The 23,444-nt window shown below is 74.0% G+C and carries 20 protein-coding genes and 1 pseudogene; 11 read left to right on the top strand and 10 right to left on the bottom strand.

Annotation, left to right across the window (positions count from 1 at the left end):
• Positions 1 to 71 precede the first annotated feature (71 nt).
• Both NX801_RS10170 and NX801_RS10165 read right to left on the bottom strand, forming a co-directional pair.
• Complete coding sequence (locus tag NX801_RS10170; protein ID WP_258787009.1) at positions 72 to 833, bottom strand: ABC transporter ATP-binding protein; 762 nt, start codon at positions 831 to 833, stop codon at positions 72 to 74.
• 70 nt (positions 834 to 903) lie between these two features.
• Entirely contained in the window at positions 904 to 1,860 is a 957-nt protein-coding gene (locus NX801_RS10165; protein ID WP_258786971.1) for an ABC transporter permease, read from the bottom strand.
• Between the two features lie 181 nt (positions 1,861 to 2,041).
• Here NX801_RS10165 and NX801_RS10160 point away from each other — a divergent pair, with 181 nt between their 5' ends.
• Both NX801_RS10160 and NX801_RS10155 read left to right on the top strand, forming a co-directional pair.
• Positions 2,042 to 2,650: a TetR/AcrR family transcriptional regulator gene (locus NX801_RS10160; protein WP_258786970.1), complete on the top strand. Its 609-nt coding sequence runs from the start codon at positions 2,042 to 2,044 to the stop codon at positions 2,648 to 2,650.
• 159 nt (positions 2,651 to 2,809) lie between these two features.
• Entirely contained in the window at positions 2,810 to 3,511 is a 702-nt protein-coding gene (locus NX801_RS10155) for a dTDP-4-dehydrorhamnose 3,5-epimerase family protein (protein ID WP_258786969.1), read from the top strand.
• Here NX801_RS10155 and rfbD read toward each other — a convergent pair.
• The 3 genes from rfbD to NX801_RS10140 are packed head-to-tail and all read right to left on the bottom strand — an operon-like array spanning position 3,486 to position 6,459.
• Positions 3,486 to 4,379, bottom strand: coding sequence for a dTDP-4-dehydrorhamnose reductase (rfbD, locus tag NX801_RS10150; RefSeq protein WP_258786968.1), 894 nt, complete (start codon positions 4,377 to 4,379; stop codon positions 3,486 to 3,488). The two genes, NX801_RS10155 and rfbD, sit on opposite strands and share 26 nt — an antisense overlap.
• A complete protein-coding gene (gene rfbB / locus NX801_RS10145) occupies positions 4,376 to 5,395 on the bottom strand; it encodes a dTDP-glucose 4,6-dehydratase (RefSeq protein ID WP_258786967.1) in 1,020 nt (339 codons plus the stop codon). Before rfbB ends, rfbD begins: the two co-directional genes overlap by 4 nt.
• Positions 5,392 to 6,459 carry a glucose-1-phosphate thymidylyltransferase gene (locus NX801_RS10140; RefSeq protein WP_258786965.1) on the bottom strand — a complete coding sequence of 356 codons (1,068 nt, stop codon included), beginning with the start codon at positions 6,457 to 6,459 and terminating at the stop codon, positions 5,392 to 5,394. The genes rfbB and NX801_RS10140 overlap by 4 nt, the downstream gene beginning before the upstream one ends.
• A gap of 320 nt (positions 6,460 to 6,779) precedes the next feature.
• Here NX801_RS10140 and NX801_RS10135 point away from each other — a divergent pair, with 320 nt between their 5' ends.
• The 4 genes from NX801_RS10135 (at position 6,780) to NX801_RS10115 (ending at position 11,230) form a co-directional block, all read left to right on the top strand.
• Entirely contained in the window at positions 6,780 to 8,021 is a 1,242-nt protein-coding gene (locus NX801_RS10135) for a glycosyltransferase family 39 protein (RefSeq protein WP_258786964.1), read from the top strand.
• A 158-nt stretch (positions 8,022 to 8,179) separates the two neighbouring features.
• A complete protein-coding gene (locus NX801_RS10130; protein WP_258786962.1) occupies positions 8,180 to 9,730 on the top strand; it encodes a methyltransferase domain-containing protein in 1,551 nt (516 codons plus the stop codon).
• 133 nt (positions 9,731 to 9,863) lie between these two features.
• A complete protein-coding gene (locus tag NX801_RS10125; RefSeq protein ID WP_258786960.1) occupies positions 9,864 to 10,238 on the top strand; it encodes an SMR family transporter in 375 nt (124 codons plus the stop codon).
• 317 nt (positions 10,239 to 10,555) lie between these two features.
• Positions 10,556 to 11,230, top strand: a complete 675-nt coding sequence (locus NX801_RS10115) for a M1 family aminopeptidase (protein ID WP_428986112.1) — start codon at positions 10,556 to 10,558, stop codon at positions 11,228 to 11,230.
• A 159-nt stretch (positions 11,231 to 11,389) separates the two neighbouring features.
• On the opposite strand, the gene NX801_RS10110 is transcribed toward NX801_RS10115, so the two are convergent.
• Complete coding sequence (locus NX801_RS10110) at positions 11,390 to 11,965, bottom strand: TerD family protein (protein ID WP_258786959.1); 576 nt, start codon at positions 11,963 to 11,965, stop codon at positions 11,390 to 11,392.
• A gap of 208 nt (positions 11,966 to 12,173) precedes the next feature.
• On the opposite strand from NX801_RS10110, the gene arfB reads away from it, so the two are divergent.
• The gene (gene arfB, locus NX801_RS10105) at positions 12,174 to 12,602 is read left to right on the top strand and encodes an alternative ribosome rescue aminoacyl-tRNA hydrolase ArfB (RefSeq protein ID WP_258786958.1); all 429 of its coding nucleotides are present in this window, start codon (positions 12,174 to 12,176) and stop codon (positions 12,600 to 12,602) included.
• A 347-nt stretch (positions 12,603 to 12,949) separates the two neighbouring features.
• On the opposite strand, the gene NX801_RS10100 is transcribed toward arfB, so the two are convergent.
• On the bottom strand, positions 12,950 to 13,432 hold the full coding sequence (locus NX801_RS10100) for a flavin reductase family protein (protein WP_428986116.1): 483 nt from the start codon (positions 13,430 to 13,432) through the stop codon (positions 12,950 to 12,952).
• Positions 13,433 to 13,946: 514 nt separating this feature from the next.
• On the opposite strand from NX801_RS10100, the gene NX801_RS10095 reads away from it, so the two are divergent.
• Both NX801_RS10095 and NX801_RS10090 read left to right on the top strand, forming a co-directional pair.
• Positions 13,947 to 16,061 carry a diguanylate cyclase domain-containing protein gene (locus NX801_RS10095; RefSeq protein ID WP_258786956.1) on the top strand — a complete coding sequence of 705 codons (2,115 nt, stop codon included), beginning with the start codon at positions 13,947 to 13,949 and terminating at the stop codon, positions 16,059 to 16,061.
• A 152-nt stretch (positions 16,062 to 16,213) separates the two neighbouring features.
• Complete coding sequence (locus NX801_RS10090) at positions 16,214 to 17,269, top strand: CBM35 domain-containing protein (RefSeq protein WP_258786955.1); 1,056 nt, start codon at positions 16,214 to 16,216, stop codon at positions 17,267 to 17,269.
• Between the two features lie 15 nt (positions 17,270 to 17,284).
• Here the strand turns inward: NX801_RS10090 and NX801_RS10085 are convergent, their stop codons facing one another.
• From NX801_RS10085 to NX801_RS10075, 3 genes and pseudogenes are all read right to left on the bottom strand, one after another.
• Positions 17,285 to 18,211: a 1-phosphofructokinase family hexose kinase gene (locus NX801_RS10085; RefSeq protein ID WP_258786954.1), complete on the bottom strand. Its 927-nt coding sequence runs from the start codon at positions 18,209 to 18,211 to the stop codon at positions 17,285 to 17,287.
• 479 nt (positions 18,212 to 18,690) lie between these two features.
• Positions 18,691 to 19,878, bottom strand: coding sequence for an N-acetylglucosamine-6-phosphate deacetylase (gene nagA, locus NX801_RS10080; protein ID WP_258786953.1), 1,188 nt, complete (start codon positions 19,876 to 19,878; stop codon positions 18,691 to 18,693).
• Between the two features lie 248 nt (positions 19,879 to 20,126).
• A pseudogene (locus NX801_RS10075) lies at positions 20,127 to 21,041 on the bottom strand (ROK family protein); the annotation flags it as partial.
• 157 nt (positions 21,042 to 21,198) lie between these two features.
• On the opposite strand from NX801_RS10075, the gene NX801_RS10070 reads away from it, so the two are divergent.
• Complete coding sequence (locus NX801_RS10070; protein ID WP_487403418.1) at positions 21,199 to 22,467, top strand: extracellular solute-binding protein; 1,269 nt, start codon at positions 21,199 to 21,201, stop codon at positions 22,465 to 22,467.
• 578 nt (positions 22,468 to 23,045) lie between these two features.
• Positions 23,046 to 23,396, top strand: coding sequence for a DUF3263 domain-containing protein (locus tag NX801_RS10065; protein ID WP_258786952.1), 351 nt, complete (start codon positions 23,046 to 23,048; stop codon positions 23,394 to 23,396).
• Positions 23,397 to 23,444 lie beyond the last annotated feature (48 nt).

Raw genomic sequence — 23,444 nt, 5'->3', positions numbered from 1 at the left:
GGCGTCTGCGTCGTCATCGGAGCGCACTGTAACTCCGGATTTGTCCATCGGTGCGCTTTAAGGCGCCGATGTCACCCGCGTTCGTACGCGGCGATCACCTCGTCCGCCGGACCGTCCATCAGCAGCCGCCCCGCCTCCAGCCAGAGGGCCCGGTCGCAGGTCTCCCGGATGGTGGAGTTGCTGTGCGAGACCAGGAAGACCGTGCCGGCGTGGGCCCGCAGCTCCTCGATCCGCTCCTGGCTGCGCGCCCGGAAGGCGGCGTCCCCGGTGGCCAGCGCCTCATCGATCAGCAGCACGTCGTGGGACTTGGCGGCGGCGATGGAGAACCGGAGCCGGGCGCCCATGCCGGAGGAGTACGTCCGCATCGGCAGCGAGATGAAGTCGCCCTTCTCGTTGATGCCGGAGAAGTCCACGATCTCGTCGTAGCGGGCCCGGACCTCCTCGCGGGTCATGCCCATCGCGAGCCCGCCCAGGACGACGTTCCGCTCCCCGGTCAGATCGCCCATCAGCGCCGCGTTGACGCCGAGCAGCGAGGGCTGGCCCTGGGTGTGGATCCGGCCCCGGCTCGGCGGGAGCAGCCCGGCGACGGCCTTGAGCAGGGTGGACTTGCCCGAGCCGTTGGAGCCGATCAGCCCGATCGCCTCACCCTTGTACGCCGCGAAGCTCACTCCCTTGACCGCGTGCACGGTACGGGTCCCCGAGCCCGGAGCGTCGGCCGCCGGGCGCCGGGAGAGCAGCCGGCTCAGCGCCCCGGTGGCCCCGCCCCGGCCGCTCCGGGCCGCGCCCTGGACGGTGTAGGTCACATGGACGTCGTCCACGACCACGGTCGGCACCCGCCCTCCGGCGGCGGGGACGACCGGGGCGGTCTCGGGGACGACCGGTGCGCTCTCGTTGGTACGTGTCTCAGCCACGGCCGTACGTCTCCTCCGCCTGCCAGAAGTAGATGAACCCGCCCACGAAGGCGAGCAGCGCCCACCCGGTGGCGATCGCCCAGACGTGCGGCGGCAGCTGGGCGGAGGTGAAGCTGTCGATGAGCGCGAAGCGCATCAGGTCGATGTAGACGGCGGCCGGGTTGCACTCCAGCGCCAGCAGCAGGGCGTGCGGCAGATGGTTGTGGGCCAGCACGTGCTGGACGCTCCACATCACCCCGGAGACGTACATCCAGGTGCGCAGCAGGAACGGCATCACCTGGGCGACGTCCGGCGTCCGGGCCGCGATCCGGGCCATCACCAGGGCGAGCCCGGTGTTGAAGAGCGCCTGGAGCAGCAGCGCGGGTACGGCCAGCAGCCAGGACCAGTCGGGGGTGACCCCGAAGCAGAAGAGGATGACGACCAGCGCGCAGAGCGAGAACACCAGCTGCTGGAGCTGTTGCAGGGCCAGCGCGATCGGCAGGCCGGCGCGCGGGAAGTGCAGCGCCCGGACCAGCCCGAGGTTGCCGCTGACCGCCTTGGTGCCGGCCATGATCGTGCCGGCCGTGAAGGTCCAGATGAAGACGCCGGTCACCAGGAACGGGACGAAGTCCGGCACCCCGCTCTTGGTGTTCATCAGAACGCCGAAGATGAAGTAGTAGACCGCCGCGTTGAGCAGCGGGGTCGCCACCTGCCACAGCTGGCCCAGCCGCGCCTGGCTGTACTGGGCGGTCAGCCGGGCGGTGGCGAAGGCGGTGATGAAGTGGCGCCGGCCCCAGAGCTGCCGCACGTACTCCGGCAGCGTCGGCCGGGCCCCGCTGACCGTCAGCCCGTGCCGGCGGGCGAGCGCGCCCAGGTCCTCCTCGAAGTCCGGGAACGCCTCCGGCGCCGGGGATGCCGAGGCGGGCGCCGGGGGAGAGGCCGGGGGCGGCGCGAGGATCGGAGTGCTCACGGCGGCGGTCCCTTTCGCTCGAAGTCCCTGGTGGGGGGCGCTCGATGTCCCTGCGGGGAGCTCCCTGCCGGGGCGGCGCGACGGAACGGTCCCGTTTCGTCGCCACGGCGGCAGCGTAGGCGCGCTGACGTCGGAACGCAACCGTGTCGTCGTAACGTAAAAACCGGGTTATGATCCGGTCATGACCTCACCGCCGCCCGGAACCCGACGCCGCGCCCCCGCCGGAGCCGCCGTACTCCGGGAGGACGTCACCGACGCGATCCGGGCGGCCGTCTTCGAGGAGCTGGCCACCGTCGGCTTCGCCCGGATGTCCATCGAGGGCATCGCGCGCCGGGCCGGGGTGGGCAAGACGGCGGTCTACCGCCGCTGGAAGTCCAAGCTCTCGCTCGTCCTCGATCTGCTGACCGTCTTCGCCGCGCAGGGGCTGCCCGCGCCCGCGACCGGTTCGCTCCACGGGGACGTGCGCGCGCTGCTCGAAGTCGCCGCGCACGCGCTGCGCCATCCGGTCGCCTCCCAGGTCATCCCGGACCTCCTGGTGGAGGCGGCCCGCCAGCCCGAGATCGCGGACACCATCAAGGCGACCCTGCTCGACAGCCAGCAGGGCGTGGCCGCGCTGGTCGTCCGGGACGCCGTCGCCCGGGGCGAGCTGCCCGCCGCCACCGATCCCGGCCGCGCCCTGGACCTGATCATCGGCCCGCTCTACTGGCGGCTGGTGGTCGTCCGTACGCCCCTGCCCAAGGGGTACCTGGACGACCTGGCCACGGCGGCGGTCGCGGCGCTGAAGTCCTGAACCGCGCGAAGTCCTGAGCCGCGTACCGGCTCCGGGGCCCGGGTGCCGGGCCCTCCGGGTGCCGGCTCACCCGTCCGGCCCCGCCCCCGGTGACGCGGGGCCCGTCCGTCCGTTGGGCCCGCCGACATCCACGGCGGTACGGGAAGGACGGTGGGCCAGATGCGTGAACTGGGCATCGAGGGCGCGTGGCTCCGGGAGCCGGAGGTCTTCGAGGACGACCGGGGCAGCTTCCACGAGTGGTTCCGGGCGCCCGACCCCGACGACGTGACCGGGGCGGCCGGGGTGGCCGCCGCCGGGCCCGTCCTGCGGCCGGTCCAGGCCAACTGCTCGGTCTCCGTCCGGGGCACCCTGCGCGGCATCCACTTCGCGGCCGTGCCGCCCGGCCAGGCGAAGTACGTGACCTGTGTGCGCGGGGCCGTGCTCGATGTGATCGTGGACCTGCGCACCGGCTCGCCCACCTACCGCGCCTGGGAGGCGGTACGGCTGGACGACCGCGACCACCGGGCCGTCCAGCTGGCCGAGGGGCTGGGCCACGGGTTCCTGGCCCTCACCGACGACGCCACGGTCGTCTACCTCTGCTCCCGGGGGTACGCCCCCACCCGCGAGCACGGCGTCCACCCGCTCGACCCGGAGCTCGCCATCGACTGGCCGCCGGGCATCACCCCGCTCCTCTCGCCCAAGGACGCCGCCGCCCCCACCCTCGCCCAGGCCGAGCGCACCGGCCTGCTCCCGTCCTACCGGGCGTGCGCCGACTGGTACGCCGGCCTCCGCACCGGGCCCGGCGCGCCCCCGGTGCCCCCGGCCCCCCGGGAGGGGGAGGCGGCGGAGCCGTACGTCAAGGGGCGGAACGGCCGGCGCTGACCACCCCCGGCAGCGCCGCCGCCAGCGCCTCCCGCCAGGGGCGCGGGGGCTTCAGGCCCGCCGCCGCCCAGCGGTGGTGGGCCAGGGCGCTGTACGCGGGGCGCGGGGCCGGGCGGGGGAAGGCGGCGCCCGGGACGGGGCGCACCCGCCCGGGGTCGGCCCCCAGCAGCCGGAAGGTCTCCCGGGCGAGGCCGTACCAGCTGGTCTCGCCGGAGTTGGTGGCGTGGTAGACGCCGGGCGGGGCCCCCGTGTCGCCCAGCGCCACCAGCAGCCGGGCCACGTCGGCGCTCCAGGTGGGCTGGCCGCGCTGGTCGTCGACCACGTCCACGGTGGGGCGGGTCGCCGCCAGCCGGGCCATCGTCCGGACGAAGTGGGCGCCCCCGGAGCCGTACAGCCAGGCCGTCCGGACGACGAGACCCCGCTCGGGGAGCAGCTCCAGCACGGCTCGCTCGCCCGCCAGTTTGGTGCGGCCGTAGGCGGTGCGGGGACCGGTGGGCGCGTCCTCCGGATAGGGGGAGCGGGCGTCGCCGGGGAAGACGTAGTCGGTGGAGACGTGCAGCAGCCGGGTGCCCGACTCGGCGCAGGCCCCGGCGAGATGGCGTACCGCCGTGCCGTTGACGGCCAGCGCCTCGTCCTCGCGCGTCTCGGCCTCGTCCACGGCGGTCCAGGCGGCGCAGTTGACCACATGGGTGGGCCGCAGCGCCGCCAGGGCCGCGCGCACGGCTTCCCGGTCGGTGAGGTCGAGGGCGGTACGGGGCAGGCCGACGGCCCGGTCACCGAGGGCGGCCAGCACGTCCCGGGCCAGCATCCCGCCCGCGCCGGTCACCAGCCAGGGGCGCGAACCGGGCCCGCTCGCCGGGCGGTTCACCGGGCCGTCCGGCCGAGCAGCGGCTCCCACCAGGCGCGGTGGTGCCGGTACCAGGCGACGGTCTCGGCCAGTCCGGCCGCGAAGTCCCGCCGGGGCCGGTAGCCCAGCTCCTCGCGGGCCCTGGTCCAGTCGACCGAGTAACGGCGGTCGTGGCCCTTGCGGTCGGGCACCCGGTCCACGCTCGACCAGTCGGCCCCGCAGGCCGCGAGCAGGCACCCGGTCAGCTCCCGGTTGGACAACTCGGTGCCGCCGCCCAGGTTGTAGACCCGGCCCGCCCGGCCCCGGGTGCGGACCAGCTCGATGCCGCGCACATGGTCGTCGATGTGCAGCCAGTCGCGGACGTGCGAGCCGTCGCCGTAGAGCGGCACCCGGCCGCCGTCGAGCAGCCGGGTGATGAAGAGCGGGATCACCTTCTCGGGGAAGTGGTGGTGGCCGTAGTTGTTGGAGCAGCGGGTCACCCGGACGTCCAGGCCGTGGGTGCGGTGGCAGGCCAGGGCGAGCAGATCGCCGGACGCCTTGGTCGCCGCGTAGGGGGAGTTGGGGCGCAGCGGCTCTTCCTCGGTCCAGGAACCGGTGTCGATGGAGCCGTACACCTCGTCGGTGGAGACCTGGACGAACACCTCGGCGCCGTTGCGCAGGGCCGCGTCGAGCAGCGTCTGGGTGCCGAGCACATTGGTGCGGACGAAGGGCCCGGCGTCACCGAGGGAGCGGTCCACGTGCGACTCGGCGGCGAAGTGGACGATCTGGTCGTGCTCGGCCGCCAGCTTGTCGACCAGGGGCGCGTCGCGGATGTCGCCGTGCACGAAGGCGAATCCGGGGTGGTCGCGGACCGGGTCCAGATTGGCCGGGTTGCCCGCGTAGGTGAGGGCGTCCAGCACGGTGATCCGGACGCCGTCCGTACCGAGCCGGGGGTTCAGCAGCGTACGGACGTAGTGCGAGCCGATGAACCCGGCACCGCCCGTGACCAGGACGCGCGTGACCGGAGCGGCCGGAGGGATGGTCAGGGGGGCGGTCATGAGGAGATCTGCACCTTGCTGTGATCACCGAGCACCAGTCGGTGGGCGGCCGGAATGGGCGGGGCGGGGGTGATCTCGACGCTACGGCCGATGAGCGACGCCTCCACGCGCCCCACGCCGAGCAGTGAGGAGCCGCTGAGCACGATGGAGTACTCGATCTCACTGCCGGTGATCCGGCAGTTCTCCGCGATCGAGGTGGAGGGGCCGATGTACGAGTTCTCCACCACCGTGTCCGCGCCGATGATCACCGGCCCCACCAGCCGGGAGCCGCGCACCACGGCACCCGGGCCGATGCGCACCCGGCCGATGATCTCGGTGTCCCGGTCGACCGTGCCCTCGTTGCCGGGGGTGAGCAGCTCCAGCACCGAGCGGTTCACCTCCAGCATGTCCGCGACATTGCCGGTGTCCTTCCAGTAGCCGGAGACGATGGTGGAGGCGACCGTGCGCCGCTGGTCGATCAGCCACTGGAGGGCGTCGGTGATCTCCAGCTCGCCGCGCGCGGACGGCCTGATGGCGCGCACCGCCTCGTGCACGGCCGGGGTGAAGAGGTACACCCCGACCAGCGCCAGGTCGCTGCGCGGGCACGCGGGTTTCTCCTCCAGCCGGGCGACCCGGCCCTCCGGGTCCAGTTCGGCCACCCCGAAGGCGCTCGGGTCGGGCACCTTGGTGAGCAGGATGCGGGCTGCGGGCCGCTCGGCCCGGAAGCCGTCGACCAGTTCGGTGATGCCGCCGACGACGAAGTTGTCACCCAGATACATGACGAAGTCGTCGTCCCCGAGGAACTCCCGGGCGATCAGCACCGCGTGGGCCAGTCCCAGCGGGGCGGGCTGCGGAAGGTAGGTGACCGCCAGGCCGAACCGGGCGCCGTCGCCCACCGCGCCCCGGATCTCGGCCGCCGTGTCGCCCACGATGATGCCGACCTCGCGGATCCCGGCGGCGGCGATGGACTCCAGTCCGTAGAAGAGCACCGGTTTGTTGGCGACCGGGACGAGTTGCTTGGCCGAGGTGTGGGTGATGGGGCGCAGCCGGGTTCCGGCGCCGCCGGAGAGGACGAGTGCTTTCACTGGCTCTGCTCTCGGATCTCGGAAGTCTCGTTCGGAGGCCTCGTTCGGAAGTCGTTCGGAAGTCGTTCGGAAGTCCGGTGCTGAGGCCCGGCGCTGAAGACTGGTGAGGACCTGGCGGACCTGATCGGGCCGGGTGGGGTTCGGTGAGGCCCGGTGGGTCCGGCGGGGCGTGCGACGCAGAAGCGTTTCGGCGCAGCCATATGGGTGATTTCGCTTATCACTTCTGTGCTGATAACCAGCCTGAAACGACCTTCATAGCCCCTTTAATGTGTTTATCGGTGCTTCGTTTGTCCCGGTGAGTGTTGCTACGTTCCCCGACCATGAACGCCCGAATGTCGTCCCTGCCCTTTCTATCGTGGGATGTACGGAAAGCAAGGATTGTCGTACTCGTCGTCGCGGCGCTCGCGTTCGCCGCCAAGATGGCGCTCGCGGCGGCGACCCGGGGCCCCGCCGATGTGCGCTTCTTCTGGGGCTTCGCGCGGGCGATCGCCCGGACCGACCCGGTCCACGTCTACGCCGAGCCGCTGACCTGGCTGCCGGTCTACAACCACCCGCCGCTGGCGAGCTGGATGCTGCTGGTCCTGCACGAACTCGCGGTGAACGGCGTGCCGTGGACCTCGCTCATCCGCTTCCCCGCCTGTCTCGCCGACTTCGTCACCGTCCTGCTGGTCTTCGAGATCGTCCGCCGGCGGGCGGCCCTGCGCACCGCCGTGAGCTGCGCGCTGGGCGCGGCCCTCTGCCCGGTGCTGGTGGCCACCTCCGGCTACCACGGCAATACGGACTCGGTCGCGGTGATGTTCGCCTTCGCCGCCGCCCATCTGCTGGCCGACCGGGGACGGCCGCTCGCGGCGGGGGCGGCGGCCGCGCTCTGCGTCAGCGTGAAACTGATCCCGGTCGTCGCCGTACCGCTGTTCTTCGCCGCCGCCTGGCGGGCGGGCCGTCCGGTGTTCACCCGGTTCACCGCCGCCGCCGGGCTGCTCTTCCTGGCCGTCTGGGGGCCGGTGATCGCCGCCGTGCCGGGGCCGCTCAAGGCCAAGGTGCTGGAGTACGCGGGCGGCGACTTCAGCTTCTGGGGCGTGGTCCGCTTCGCCCGCTGGGCCGGGGTGCCGGAGGAGTACGTACAGCTGCTGCGCGGACCCGGCCACTGGCTGATCGTCGCCGCCGTCATGGCCACCGGCGTCTGGCTGGTCCGGCGGCGCCCGGCCGAGCTGCCGGTCGCGGTCGCGGTGGTGCTCGGGCTGCTGCTGCTCCTCAGCACCGCCTCCGGGGTGCAGTACCTCGCCTGGCCGGCCGCCGGGCTGTTCGTGATCGGCCTCTGGCAGGGGCTGGCGTACGGCGTGGTCGTCGGCGGGGTCACCGCCTCCGTCTACACGGGCCAGCGGCCGGTGCACTGGACGCTCACCGAGATGGCCTTCGGGGCGCTCGGCTGGCTGGTGCTCGCCGTCTGCGTGGCCACCGGTGTCCGCCGGGTGCTCACCGCCGCCCGGCGGGAGGCCCGGGCGCTCCCGGTCATCGCGGGACCCCGCACCGGGAGCCGGCCGACCACCCCGACGGCCAACTGAGCCCGGGGCCGACCGGGCCCGGAGGCCGACCGGGCCCGGCCGCCGGACCCCGGTTCCGGTTCCGCCCCGGACCCCTCGTCCGTACCCGGTCCGTACCTCGTCCGTGCCCAGCCCCTGCCTCGTCCGCACCGACCGATCCCCTACGCAGAGGAGAGCCCGTGCCACCGGCCCAGAGCCCGCAGCCCAGGATCGGCATCCTGGTCGTGGCGTACAACGCGGAGACCACCCTGGAGAAGACGCTCGACCGCATCCCGGCCGGCTTCCGCTCCCGGATCGCGGAGATCCTCATCCTCGACGACGCCAGCCATGACGCGACCTTCACCGCCGGCTGCCGCTGGTCGCAGCTGGAGGGCATGCCGCCCACCGTGGTGATGCGGCACACCAAGAACCTCGGCTACGGCGGCAACCAGAAGGCCGGCTACGCGCTCGCCGCCGAACGGGGCCTGGACATCGTGGTCCTGCTGCACGGCGACGGGCAGTACGCCCCCGAGCTGCTCCCCGAGATGGTCGAACCGCTGGTGCGCGGGGAGTGCGAGGCGGTCTTCGGCTCCCGGATGCTCCGGCCCCGGGACGCCCTGCGCGGCGGGATGCCGGTCTACAAGTGGCTGGGCAACCGGGTGCTGACCGCCCTGGAGAACCGGCTGCTCGGCTCGGAGCTCAGCGAGTTCCACTCCGGCTACCGGGCCTACCGGGTGGACGCGCTGCGCCGGCTGCCGATCGAACGGAACACCGACGCCTTCGACTTCGACACCCAGATCATCGTGCAGCTGGTGAACGCCGGGATGCGGATCCGGGAGATCCCCGTGCCCACCTACTACGGCGACGAGATCTGCTACGTCAACGGGCTGCGGTACGCCAAGGACGTGGTGAAGGACGTGCTGGAGTACCGGCTCGCGAAGAAGGGGTTCGGCACCTGCGGCTGGATCCCCAAGCCGGCGGCGTACGCCTTCAAGGAGGGCGACAGCTCCTCGCACGCGGTCATCCTGGAGCGGATGCGCGGGCTGCCGCCCGGCCGGGTGCTGGACATCGGCTGCTCGGGCGGCCTCTTCGCCGAGCGGCTGGAGGCGCTGGGCCACCGGGTCACCGGCGTGGACGTGGTGGAGATCGACGGGGTACGGGAGCGGTGCTCCGAGTTCCACCGCGCCGACCTCGAACAGGGGCTGCCGGAGGCGGTGCTGGCGGGTGAGCGGTACGACCATGTGGTCGCCGGGGACGTCATCGAGCACCTGGCCCGGCCCGAGCGGCTCCTCGCCCAGCTCCGGGGCGTCCTGCGGCCGGACGGCCGGATCCTGCTCTCGGTACCGAACTTCGGGCACTGGTACTCCCGGCTGCGGGTGGCGCTCGGGGCCTTCGACTACGACCGGCGCGGCATCCTGGACGAGACCCATCTGCGCTTCTTCAGCCGCGCCAGCCTGCGCCGCACCGTCCGGGCCGCCGGGTACGACCTGCTGTCCCTGAGCGCCACCGGGGCGCCCTTCTGGTCGGTGCTGGGCGGCGGGCCCGCGGCCCGGGTGCTGGGCGCCCTGTCCCGGCTGCTGACCCGGGTCCGGCCGACCGTCTTCGGCTACCAGTACGTCGCCCTGCTCACCCCGCACGCGGCGCGCACGATCATCGCTGGGGAGCACATCGATGTCCAGGAGATCCTCAACCGTCAGTACGTCCCCGAGGACCGTCCCGCCACCCGCCCGGCCACCCGGGCCGGGGTCTGAGCCCGCGTCCGGGTGCGCGTCCGTGCCCGGGGGTGCGCCGGAGCCGGGGGCCGGGCCTGGATCCGGGGGGCCCGGGTCCGGGGCGGCCGGCGGCGCGGAGGACGACGCCCCGACGAGCCGGCGGAGGCCGCGCATGACCCTGTCCAGCCTGTTGCTGCTGCTCTTCGCGGTCTTCTCGTCGGCGGGCGGCCAGATCATGCTGAAGCACGGCATGCGCACGGCCGCCGCGGCCGTGGAGCGGGGCGGCGGCTCGCTCGCCGCCCGCGCGGCGACCACCCCCTGGGTGGTGGTCGGGCTCGCCGTCTTCGCGGTCTCGGCGCTCGCCTGGATGACCACCCTGGCCCGGGTGCCGCTCTCGATCGCCTATCCGTTCAACGCGCTCGGCTATCTGCTGATCGTGCTGGCCGGCTCGATCCTGCTGGACGAGCGGACCTCGGTCTGGACCTGGGCCGGGTCGCTGCTGGTGGTGGTCGGACTGGTCACCGTCTTCGCCGGCCAGCGGAACTGAGCCGGGGGCGGGGGTGGGGGTGGGGGTGGAGGTGAGGCCCGGGGGCCGGGGGGTCGCTCGGCCCCGGGCCCCTGGTCCGCCTCCGGCCCCGGTCGCGTACCGCGTTTGGCCCCCGGCCCGGTCGCGTACCTCCGGCTCCCCGGCCCGGTTCCGTGTCGCGTCCGGCTCCCCGGCCCCCGGCCCCGGTCGCGTACCGCCTCCGGCACGCGGCCACCCGGCCCCGGTTCCGTATCGCGTCCCGCCCCGGCCCCCCGGCCCCGATGATCCCGGCCCCCGGCCCCCCGGCCCCCGACAGCCCCTCCCCCGCCGGGCTGCCGGTGAGGACCGCCGTCCGGGAGGGTGCCGCGACCCGGCAGACGGCGCCGCTGCTGGCCCGCATCCCGGAGCTGACGGCCTGGGAGGAGGAGAACTTCGGCCCGTACCCGTTCTCCTCCACCGGGGCGATCGTGGACCCGGCGGTGGACACCGGCTACGCCCTGGAGACCCAGACCAGGCCGTTCTTCCCGGTGGGCACCTTCGACACCGCGACCCTCGTCCATGAGCTGGCCCACCAGTGGTACGGAGACTCGGTCTCCCCGAAGTCCTGGCGGGACATGTGGCTCAACGAGGGCTTCGCCACCTACGCCGAGTGGCTGTACGACGAGGACTTCGGGGACAAGCCGGCCGGGGAGAGCTTCCAGGAGGCGTTCGAGGACGACGCGGCCTGGGAGTTCCCGCCCGCCGAGCCGCCCGGGCCCGAGGTGCTCTCGGAGACGCCCGTCTACCGGCGCGGCGCCATGGTGCTGCACCAGGTCCGCGAGGCCGTGGGCGACGAGGCGTTCTTCCGGCTGCTCAAGGGCTGGCCGGCCGACCACCGGGGCGGCAACGCCTCGACCGAGGACTTCACCCGGTACGCCGAGAGGACCACCGGTAAGGACCTGAGCGCGGTGTGGGAGGTCTGGCTGTACGGCGACGAGCGCCCGGAGGAGCCGGACGGCGCCGACGGGAGCTGACCGGGCGGGCGCCCGGTACGGCTCAAGGGGCCGGACACGGTACGGAGCGGTACGGCCCCGGGGCGGGGAGCGCCGCCGGGGCCGTACCGGACACCGTGTACCGGCCTCGGCGGGCCGGACACCGTGCACCGGGCCCGGCCGTACCCGCCGTCAGGTGTCTCAGATGTTGACGCCGAAGTCGCGGGCGATGCCCTCCAGGCCGGAGGCGTAACCCTGGCCGACCGCGCGGAACTTCCAGTCGGCGCCGTTGCGGTACAGCTCGCCGAAGACCATGGCGGTCTCGGTGGCGGCGTCCTCGCTCAGGTCGTAGCGGGCGATCTCGGCACCGCCCGCCTGGTTGACGATGCGGATGTACGCGTTGCGGACCTGGCCGAAGTTCTGCGAGCGGGTGACCGCGTCGTAGATGGAGACCGGGAACACGATCTTGTCGACATTGGCCGGGAGGCCCGCCAGGTTGACGTTGATCTGCTCGTCGTCACCGCCACCCTCGCCGGTCCGGTTGTCACCGGTGTGGACGATGGTCTGGTCCGGGGTCGACTTGTTGTTGAAGAAGACGAAGTGACCGTCGGAGACGACCCGGCCGGCCGCGTCCACGCCGATCGCGGAGGCGTCGAGGTCGAAGTCGGTACCGGTGGTGGTGCGGACGTCCCAGCCGAGGCCCACGGTGACGGCGGTCAGGCCGGGCGCCTCCTTGGTGAGCGAGACGTTGCCGCCCTTGGACAGGCTTACAGCCATGGGAAGTCCCTTTCCTCGTGTGCTCGGTGCCGCCGGGGGCCGGCGTCACCCCCCATAACGCGGCGGCCCGCCCCCTGGTTCCAGCCCCACCGGACTCGCGCGCCAGGGCCGGGTCCGGAGCCGCCGGACCCCGGGTCACCGGGTGCGCCCGGGTCCGCCCGGGTAATCGGGGTGACGTGGACACGGTGGTGCGGGGACCATGGAGGGCATGTCCGGTCCCCATGTCATCCGCGGTTCGGTCTGCCTCCCGGAAGCCGAGCTCAGCTGGCGCTTCTCACGCTCCTCCGGGCCGGGCGGGCAGCATGTCAACACCAGCGACTCCCAGGTGGAGCTCCGCTTCGACCTGGCCCGCACCCGGGCGCTGCCCCCGGTCTGGCGGGACCGGGCGCTGGAGCGGCTCGCGGGCCGGCTGACCGACGGGGTGCTCACCGTACGGGCGTCGGAGCACCGCTCCCAGTGGCGCAACCGCGAGGCGGCGGCGGTACGGCTGACCGCGCTGCTGGCCGAGGCGACCGCTCCGCCGCCGAGGCCCCGCAAGGCCACCAGGATCCCGCGCGGCATCAATGAGCGGCGGCTGCGCGAGAAGAAGCAGCGGGCCGATACCAAGCGCGGCCGCTCGGGCCGCGACTGGGGCTGAGCCCTGGGCCGCGCCCTGGGGGCCGGGTCCCGGGGGCCGGGCCCCGGGCGGGCCCCCGGGACGGCCCGCTCCGGCCCGGAAGGCCGCCGCCCCGCCTCCGGGTGCGGCCCATCTCCGGGTCCGCCCCATCTCCGGGTGCGGCCCTCCTCCGGGTCTGGCCCATCTCCGGGTGCGCGGCCCGCCTCCGGCCCACTTACGGGCCCGGCCCGGCGAGGAGAGACCGGCCCGGGGAGACCGGCCCGGGGACCGGTCCGAGCCCGGGGAGACCGGTCCGGCGAGGGCCGGCCCCCCGCTACTGGCACCGGCCCCCCGCTGCCGGCACCGGCCCCCCGCTGCCGGCACCGGCCTCAGCCCAGCCGCCGGTACTTCCCCCGGAAGTAGGCGAGCGGGCTCTGTTCGGCGGCCGGGAAGCCGACGGCCAGCACCCGGCCGACGACCAGCGTGTGGTCGCCCGCCGTCACCCGCTGTTCGGTGCGGCACTCCAGTACCGACAGCGCCCCGTCCAGCAGCGGCGCCCCGCAGATCTCGCCCCGCCGGTACGGCAGGTCGGCGAAGAGCAGCCGGTCGCTGATCCGCCCCTTCATGGCGAACCGGCCGGCGATCGCCCGCTGGTGCTCGGAGAGGACCGACACCCCCCAGAGCGGCTGCTCGGCCAGCAGGTCGTCCATCCGCGAGCCCTCCCGGAGGCTCACCATCACCAGGGGCGGGTCCAGCGAGACCGAGAGGAACGAGGTCGCGGTCATCCCGACGTCCTCGCCCCGCGGTCCGTCCGCGCTCAGCGGCGGCTCCTGGGCGGTGACCAGCACCACACCGGCCGCCAGCCGGGACATGGCCGCCCGGAACTCCTCATCGCTCACCCCCTCAGCATGCGGCACACCGTCCGCGGGCCGGTCGGGAACACCGGGCCGGTCGGAAACACCGGGCCGGTCGGGGCCACCGGCCTCGGCGGAAACACCGGGCCCGGCGGGGTGGGCGGGTTCGGGGGCGGGGGAGGTCGTCGTCCGGTACACACCGGCACGCTAACCGCGTCTCTCCGGGCCCCGCATCGGGCCGGGGAACGAGCGAAGGCCTAGGTCTGGAGCCCCGTGACCCCGGGGTCCGGAGCCGGGAGCCCGGCCGGGCCCGCGCCGGCCGCGGTTCGCCCGCCCATCCCCGGGAAGATCCATTTGCGTTCGGCAAGCCTGACACACCTGTGAGGCTGCTGTGACTTGAGTCACAGAGGGCAGGAATTGTTGACCCTGTGTACCGGGTGCACAGCTCATTGTGATTCAGTGGCGAGGCAGGACCAGATGAGTGTCGATGAGAATCCTGGAGTTGCTGTCGAGGTCTCGGGGAGAGCGAACAATGGAGACCGAGTCGGAGCCGTACGTCCGCCTGGCCACCCTGCGGCAGCTGCATCAGGTCGTCGCCAATCTCCATACGGCCCGGAGCCTGGCCGAGACGCTCCAGACCGTCGCCGACGGCATCACCGCCGGTCTCGGCTATGAGCTGGCGTGCGTCAACCTGGTCCGCCCCGACGGCGATCTGGTGGTCGCCGCGTTCGCCGGCAGCCCGGCCGCCGAGGCCCTGATCACCGGCCGGGTCGGCTCCCGGGCCTCCTGGGAGCGCCGCCTCTCGATGGGCGAGGCCTGGGGCGACCTGCGGTTCATACCGCACACCGAGGGCTGGGCGCTGATCGACGACGACGTGCCGCAGTGGTACACCGATGGTCCCGATCCGCGCTTCGAGGACGAGTGGCACCCCCGGGACCGGCTCTACGCCCCGATGTACGCCTCCGGCAGCGGCCGGGAGCTGCTGGGCGTCATATCCGTCGACAGCCCGCGCAACGGCCGCCGCCCGGGGGCCTGGGGGCGCGAGGCGCTCCAGATGTACGCCTCCCAGTCCGCCATCGCCATCGGCAACGCCCGTTTGCGCGCGAATATGCAACGCGCCCTGGTCCGGCTGGAGCGGGAGCAGCAGGCGCTGCGGGCCAGCGAGGAGTCGTTCCGCCAGGCGTTCGAGTACGCCCCGTCCGGCATGGCCATCGCGGAGATGGGCGGCGACCAGCACGGCCGGCTGCTCCGCGCCAACGACGCCCTCTGCCGGCTGCTCGGCCGGCCGGCCGCCGTGATGCGCCGGCACTCCTTCGCGGACCTGGTCCACCCCGAGGACGTGGGCACCCTGCTCCGTACGTCGGCCGAGGGCGGCCGGGCGGAGCTGCGGCTGGCCCGGCGGGACGGCACCCATGTCTGGGTCTCGCTGCGGAACTCCGTGGTCGCCGACACGGCCGACGGGCCGCGTTTTCTGCTGACCCATGTCGAGGACATCGAGGAGCGCAAGCGCCATGAGCTCCAGCTCGCCCACCGGGCCTCGCACGACGCGCTGACCGGCCTGCCGAACAGCGCCGAGCTGCGCGCCCGGCTGAGCGCCCGGCTCTGCGCCCGCCCGCACGCGGTCCGCGCGGCGGCGGGCGCCTACGACTCGGGGGCGTACGAGCCCGGGACGTACGACACAGGGGCGGGGGCGTACCCCGGCGGACACGGGACCGGGCCGGCCGGCGCCGCGCTCCCGGCGCGGCATCCCGCGTACCCCGGGTACGCCGCGTGTCCCGAGTACGCGGAGTACACCGAACACCCCGAGTACGCACCCGCGCACCCCGAGTACGCACCCGCGCACCCCGAGTACGCACCCGCCGGTGCCGGCTACGGCGAGCAGGCCGCGTACGGCGGGCAGGACGGCCCGCACGGTCAGCAGGGACACGACGGTCACCAGAGTCACGACGGTCACCAGGGACACGACGGCTACGAGGCCCACGACGGTCATGAGAGCCACCAGGCCCACGGCGGTCACGAGGGTCACCAGGGCTACGACGGTCACGACGGTTACGGGAATCACGACGAGGGTCACGGGGGCCAGGACGATCACGGGGGCCAGGAGAGCCACGACGGCCCCGGGTACGACGGCTACCGGGGCGGGGGCGGCTACCGGGGCGACGGCTTCGACTTCGCCGGGGGCGGGTTCGCCGGGCCGTACGACCACCATGTGCACGCGGTCGCCCCGGCCGGCGAGGTGGACGACGGCACCAAGGGGCTGGCGGTGCTCTTCTGCGACCTGGACGGCTTCAAGTCGATCAACGACCGGTTCGGCCACCACACCGGGGACGCCGTCCTGATCGAGGTGGCCCGGCGGCTCACCGCCGGGGTGCGGGACGGGGACACGGTGGCCCGGCTGGGCGGTGACGAGTTCGTGGTGCTCGCGGACGGGCTGGGCGCGGCGGACGCGGCCGATCTCGCGGCGCGGCTGCGCAACGGCATCCTGCCGCCCATCCGGGTGGACGGCCGGGCGGTCCGGGTGGGCGCCAGCTTCGGCATCGGCTGGGCGGAGTGCGGCATGTCCGTGGAAGAGGTGCTGAACTCCGCCGACCAGCGGATGTACCTGGAGAAGCGGTCCCGCTCCAAGGTCCACCGCCGGGCCGGCTGACCGTTCGGGGGCCCGCGCGGCGCCTCCGCGGGGCCCGCCCCGGCGCGGCCGGGAGGGATCATGGGGGCGATCATGAAAGGACGGCCGCTCGGCCGTTCGGGGTAGGCTCGCCGGGTCGGTGACCGCTGGCGAGCACGATAGGAGTGACCGGGATGGCTGCCGGTAACAACGGCGCGAGCACGCCCGAGGACGACGATCCGTTCGGCTATCTGTACGCGGACGGACAGCCGGCGGGCGCTCAGCAGGGACGCCAGGGCGGCGGCTACGGCTACCCGGGCCCGGCGGCCCAGCCGGGGGTGCCCCGGACGTCGTACAACCAGGTCAGGGCCGTCGGCGAGCGCCAGTACGGCCAGCTCCCGCCGCAGCAGCCGTACGCCTCCCAGCCGGGGCAGTCCGGTCAGCCGGGCCAGCAGCCCCAGCAGCCGTACGGCCCCGGGGCCCAGCAGCCGCCCTACGGCGCTCCCCAGCAGCCGTACGGGGCGCCGAACGCGCAGTACGCCGCGCCCGAGACGTACCCCGGTGCCCCGCAGCACCAGGCCGCCCCGCCCTATCAGGAGCGCGGCGGCCGGAGCGGCGGGCCCAACACCCGGGGCCTGCTGATCGGCGCCATCGCGGTCGTCCTGGTCGTGGTGGCGGGCATCACGGTCGCCCTGGTGACCAACAACACCGGCAAGAAGGACGACAAGGCCGGTCCGGGCCCGAGCGCCTCCGCCGGCGAGCAGCAGCCGTCCCCGAGTAACGAGCCCTCCGGGGGCGCGGACGACGGCGGGAGCGGCGCCGACAAGCCCGTCGAGCTGCCCAAGCAGGACGCCGCCACCCTTCAGCTCGGCGCCCCGGCGGCGCTGGCGAAGGACGTGAAGGGCGCCGAGGGCGCGGACGGCGCCTATGTGACCAACTTCAACTCGGTCGGCGCCTCGGTCACCTGGCGGGCCAAGGTCCAGCGGGCGGGCGAGTACCGGCTCTATGTGCGGTACGCCATCCCCGCCCAGGACGCCAACGCCACGCTGACCGTGAACGACAAGGCCAACTCCAACCCGCTGGGGCTGAAGAACTTCATCGGTTCCTCGGACCCCGACCTGGAGAAGAACTGGCAGACCACCTGGGCGCCGGTGACCCTCCAGAAGGGCGAGAACACCCTGAAGATCTCCTGCGAGCAGGGCAACCAGTGCAACGCCATGTTCGACTGGCTGGAGGTCCGGCAGCCGTAGCCGTGACACGGCCTGTCAGGCCGCCGCCGGTGTCTCTTCCACCGTGACCTCGGCGCACAGCCGCCGGTACGCCTCCGCCGCGAACTCCCCGGCCGCCGGGGCCAGCACGGTGGCGGCCGAGAGGGCGACGGCCCGGACCAGCCGCTCGGGCCAGGGCAGGTCCATGACCAGGCCGGAGAGCAGGCCGGCCACGGCGGAGTCGCCGGCGCCCGTGGGGTTGCCGGCCACCGGACGGGGCGGCGCCGCCCGCCAGACGCCGTCCGGGGTGACCGCCAGCAGACCGTCCGGGCCCAGTGAGGCGACGACCGCCCGGGCGCCCCGGCGGCGGGCGTCATGGCTGGCCAGCAGCGGTTCCCGGGCGCCGGTCAGCCGGGCCAGCTCCTCGGCGTTCGGCTTGATCAGCTCCGGCCGGGCGGCGACCCCCCGGCGCAGCGGCTCCCCGCTGGTGTCCAGCAGCACCGGGACCCCCGCCGTACGGGCGCGGCGGATCAGCTCCGCGTAGGCGCCGACATGGACGCCGGGCGGGAGGCTGCCGCAGAGCGCGACCGCCCCGGTGCCGGGCAGCAACTCCTCGTAGCGGCCGAGGAAGGCGGCCCATTCGGCCGGGGTCACCTCGGGCCCGGGCTCGTTGAGCTGGGTGGTGTCCCCGGTGGCGGCGTCCACCACGGCGAGGGTGCGGCGGGTGGTGCCGGCGATCGGGACCAGGGCGTCCCGGACCGGCAGCGGGGCGAGCAACTCCCGTACGACGTCCCCGGTGGGGCCGCCCGCGAAGCCGGTGACGGTGGTCTCATGGCCGAGCGCGGCCAGCACCCGGGCCACGTTGAGCCCCTTGCCGCCCGGCCGTTCGGCCACCTCGGTGACCCGGTGCGAGGCGTGCGGGATCAGGGCCGGGACCTGGTAGGTGACATCGAGCGCCGCGTTGAGCGTGACCGTCAGGATCACCGGTGACACCCCCGGAAGTGCGCGATCGGTTGCGATGGACGGAATCCGGCGGCCGGACCCGTCCGCGAACCCGGCCCCGGACCCGGGTAACGGGCCCGCCGTACGCGCCCGTTGAACCGGTCCGCCGAAGGGGCCCGCCGAAAGGCTCCGCCGCGCGGGTCGGTCGAGCGAACCCGACGGACACCCCGGCGGACGAGCCGACGGACACCCCGGCGGACGAGCCGTCGGCCGAACCGGCCGAACAGGTCCGCCGTACCGGCCCGTTGCCCGGCTCCGCCGGACGGCCCGGGCGAACGGGTCGTCCGTACGGGCCCGTTGGACGGGTTCGCCGGACGGATCCGTGCGACGGGAATCCGGCCCCTCGGCCCTGATCATGCCAAATACCGGCCGATCGGCCCAGTCCCCGGGCGTGCCGCCGTCCGGTGCCGTGCGTCCCGGCTCACTGGTGCCGCGTTCCCGGCCGGGCCGCCCGGCGGCCGTCAGACGCGGGGCGGTTCGACCACCCAGCTGCCGCGCCGCATCACGCCCACCAGCCCGAAGTCGGCGTCCAGGACCACCAGATCGGCGTACTTGCCCGGCTCCACCGAGCCGATCTCGTCGTACCGGCCCAGCAGCCGGGCGGGGTTGGCCGACAGGGCGCGCACGATCGACTCGACCGGCAGCCGGTCCACGGTCGCCGCCCGCCGGAAGGCGGTGTCCAGGGTGAGCGTGGAGCCCGCGATCGAGCCGCCCTCGACCAGCCGGGCGACGCCCTCGCGCACCTCCACCTCCAGCGGCCCCAGGTGGTAGATCCCGTCGCCGATGCCCGCCGCGTCCATCGCGTCCGTGATGAACGCGACCCGGTCGGCGCCCGCGTGATGGAAGGCCAGTCCCAGCGCGGCCGGGTGGAGATGCGTACCGTCGTTGATCAGCTCGACGGTGACCCGCTCGTCCTCCAGCAGGGCGGTGATCGGGCCGGGGGCGCGGTGGCCGATGGCGGGCATCGCGTTGTAGAGGTGGGTGGCGACGGTGGCGCCCGCGTCGATCGCGGCCACCGTCTGCTCGTAGGTGGCGTCGGTGTGGCCGACGGCGGCGATCACCCCGTGGTCCGCGAGCAGCCGTACGGACTCGATGCCGCCGGGCAGTTCGGTGGCGAGGGTGACCATCACGGCCCGGCCGCGCGCGGCGTCGATCAGCTTCCGGACCTCGGCCGGCTCCGGGTGGCGCAGCAGCGTCTCGCTGTGCGCCCCCTTGCGGCAGGGCGAGATGAACGGGCCCTCGAAGTGGATGCCGGCGATGTCGCCCTGCTCGGCCAGTTCGGAGAGGAGCCCGGCGCGCTCGGCCAGGGTGTGCAGGTCGTCGGTGACGGTGGAGGCGACCAGGGTGGTGGTGCCGTGCAGCCGGTGGGTACGGACGCCGTGCAGGACGTCGTCGGCGGTGCCGGAGGTGAAGGAGCCACCGCCGCCGCCGTGGTTGTGCAGATCCACGAAGCCGGGCACCAGCCAGTGCCCGGTCAGGTCCACGGCCCCGGGCTCCACGGCGCCGGGCGCGGCGACTCCGGGCTCCACGGCGTCCAGGGGCGGGGCCACGGCGGTGATCCGGCCGTTCTCCACGGTCACCCGCCCGCCTTCGACCATGCCGGACGGCAGCACCACACGGGCGCCGGCGAGAACAGTGCGATCGGCCATCAGGCGGAAACCTCCCGGTCGGGGGTGGACTCGGTCTCGTTGGTCTCGTCGGACTTGTGGGACTCGGCGGACTCGTCGGACTTGTGGGACTCGGCGGACTCGGAAACGGTGTACGACCCGGGCCCGGCCGTCCCGGAACCGGCCGACGCCCCGGGCCCGGCGGGACCGCCGTCCGGACCGGACCCGGCGGGACCGGAGCCCGCCCCGTGCCCGGCGGCCCCGGCGTACGACCCGGGCCCGGCGGACCCGGTCAGCAGGTCCCAGGCGAGGAGGCCCGCGCCCAGGCAGCCGGCGGTGTCCCCGAGGGCGGCCGGCACGATCGCGGGCAGCCTCTGGAAGGTCACCCGCTCCGCCATGGCCGCCCGCAGTGGTGTGAACAGGGTTTCCCCGGCCTCGGCCAGACCGCCACCGATGATCAGGGTGCGCGGGTCCAGCAGGGTGACGGCGGTGACCAGCCCGTCGGCCAGCGCCGCGACGGCCTCCCGCCACACCCGTACGGCTCCGGGGTCGCCCGCCGCGACGGCCCTTGCGCAGTCCGCCGCGTCCGCTCCCGGGACGCCGCTCGCCGCCGCCCAGGCCCGGCCGACCGCGCCGGCCGAGGCGAGCGCCTCCAGACAGCCCCGGTTGCCGCAACCGCAGGCCGGGCCGCCGGGGCGCACCACGATGTGGCCGATCTCGCCCGCGTACCCGTGCGCCCCGGCCTCGGTGGCGCCGTCGATGCCGATGGCGCCCGCGATCCCGGTGCCCAGCGCCACGAACAGGAACCGGTCGGTGCCCCGGCCCGCTCCGACCCGGCCCTCGGCCAGTCCGCCGGTGCGCACGTCGTGGCCGAGCGCGACCGGTACGCCGGCCAGCCGTTCACTCAGCAGGGCGCGCAGCGGCAGGTCGCGCCAGCCGAGGTTGGCGGAGTACTTCGCGACGCCCCGCTCGGAGTCCACGATTCCGGGTACCGCGACCCCGGCGGCGACGGCGGGCCGGCCGTACCGGTGGTGACCGTGATCACGCAGCTCGGCGGCGAAGTCGAGGATCCCGGCCACCACGGCCCCGGTGCCACGCTCCCGGCCGGTCGCGCGGCGGGCCTCGTACAGCAGCGTCCCGTCCGCTCCGACCAGGGCGGCTTTCATTCCGGTGCCGCCCACATCGAGGGCGATGACGTGTTTCACGGGGACCAGTGTCGCCCGCCGGGGTTGAAAGGTCTAGTCCACTTGCGCGATTCCCGGAGTGGGGCCTGAGTTGCGCCGGAGCGCCGGACTGGTGTAGACCTCATCGTCTTATTGTCGGGTTAATTGCAGCTCAAAGTAGAGCCAGAGGTGGATAGCTGTGCGGCGCCGCAACATGGGGTGGATCGCGGCGGTGGCCGCGTTGGGCATGGCGGCGACGCTGTCCGGCTGTGGGGGCGAGGCGGGCGGCGGTGACGTCACCCTGAAGCTCGTCGCCGCCGACTACGGCAGCACCGATGCCAACACCTCCAAGCGCTACTGGGACGACCTGGCCCGCGCGTACGAGAAGAAGAATCCGGACACCAAGGTCGAGGTGACGGTCCTGTCCTGGAAGGACGTGGACCGCGAGGTCGCCAAGATGGTCAAGGAGGGCAACGCCCCCGACCTGGCGCAGATCGGCGCCTACGCCGACTTCGCCAAGGAGGACAAGCTCTACAAGGTCCAGGACATGGTGTCGGTGACCACCGAGGCCAACTTCCTGCCGCTGCTCAGCCAGGCGGGCGAGGTCCACCGGGTCCAGTACGGCCTGCCGTTCGCCTCCAGCACCCGGCTGCTCTTCTACAACGAGGACCTCTTCACGAAGGCCGGCGCCAAGCCCCCGACGACCTGGGCCGAGCTCCAGGAGGCCGCGCAGAAGCTGAAGGACAAGGGCGTGAAGTACCCCTTCGCCCTGCCGCTCGGCTCGGAGGAGTCCCAGGCCGAGACGCTGATGTGGATGCTGGCCGGCGGTGGCGGCTACCGCTCCAAGAACGGCGACGGCTATGCGATCGCCTCCGAGGAGAACGCCCACACCTTCAGCTGGCTCCGGGACAACCTGGTCGGCAAGGGTCTGACCGGTCCGGTCGCCCCCGGCCGGCTCGACCGCCAGCCGGCCTTCGACGCCTTCGCCAAGGGCGAGGTCGGCATGCTGAACGGCCACCCCACCCTGATGGAGCAGGCCGAGAAGGCCGGCATCAAGGTCGGCATGGTGCCGCTGCCGGGTGAGAAGGGCAAGGCCAAGGCCGCGATGGGCGTCGCGGACTGGATGATGGCCTTCAAGCAGAACGGTCACCGCAAGGAGATCGGCAAGTTCCTGGACTTCGTGTACCGGGACGACAATGTGCTGAAGTTCTCCGGCGACTACGACCTGCTGCCCGTCACCGTGACGGCGAGCCAGCAGATGACGGACGACCCGGCGCACAAGGAGCTGAAGCCGTTCCTCCAGGAGCTGCCGACCTCGGTGCTCTACCCGGTCGGTGAGACCTCCTGGGCGGCGGTCAGCAAGAGCATCAAGGCCAACATCGGCAAGGCGGTCGAGTCCAAGGGCGACCCGCAGGCCGTACTGGACCGGATCGCCACCGACGCCCAGAACGCCGAAGCGGCGGAGTGAACGCCGAAGCGGCGGAGTGACGGCCTGACGGCCGGGCCGGTACCTGGATCCTGAAGGCCGGTACCCGGGCCCGGCCGGTACCCGGGCCCGTCGGCCGGACCTGGTTCCTGACGGCCGGGGCCGGGGCCTGACGGTCGGTACCAGGGTTCTGACGGCCGGGGCCGGGCACCGACGACCGACCGTCCGCGCCCGGCCCCGTGCCGTACCGGCGGCTCCGGTCCCGGGGGCCGTACCACCGGCTCCGGTCCCGGGGGCCGTCTCACTTCCCGGGGCCCCGGCCCCCGTGCCCGTACCGTCTCCGGCCCGGAAGAGGCCCCGCCCCGGGCTCCGGGCCGTACCACCGCCCGCGCCCGGCCCCGTGTCGGTATCCACCCCGGCCCCGGGCCCCGGCCCTCGTGTCCGTACCGCCCGCCCCCGGGCCCCGGAGAGGGCTCCGTCCCGGCCCCCGGGAGGGCTCCCTCCCGGCCCCCGGGAGGGCTCCCTCCCGGCCCCCGGGAGGGCTCCCTCCCGGCCCCCGGGAGGGCTCCCTCCCGGCCCCCTCGGGAACGCCGTGCCCCCGGAAGCGTTAGGTTGCCGCCATGACCCCGTCCGATCCCGGCCCAGGCCCCGCCCCGGACGACCGGACCGCCCCGGCCGGCCGGCCGGCCGCAGGCGAACCCACCTCCGGCCCCGTGCCGGGCGCAGCCGCCTCCGGCCGCGCCCCCCGGCGGCTCACCGCGCGGGACCGGGCGGTGCTGGCCCTGGAGCGGCGGTCCTGGCCCGGGCCCGGCGCCAAGGAGCGGGCCGTCCGGGAGGAGCTGGGGCTCTCGCCCGTCCGGTACTACCAACTGCTCAACGCCCTGCTGAACGACCCGGCCGCCCTGGAGCACGACCCGGTGACCGTCAACCGGCTGCGCCGCCTTCGCGCCTCCCGCGAGGACCGCCGCTGAGCCACCGGGGACCCGGACGCGAACCGCCGGGCGGCCCCGGGACCGAGG

It is taken from the genome of Streptomyces pyxinae (assembly GCF_024756275.1).
In the GTDB taxonomy this organism is placed as follows: Bacteria; Actinomycetota; Actinomycetes; order Streptomycetales; family Streptomycetaceae; genus Streptomyces; species Streptomyces pyxinae.
The sequence above is the reverse complement of the archived record's forward strand: the minus strand, read 5'-3'. Positions and strand labels throughout refer to the sequence as shown.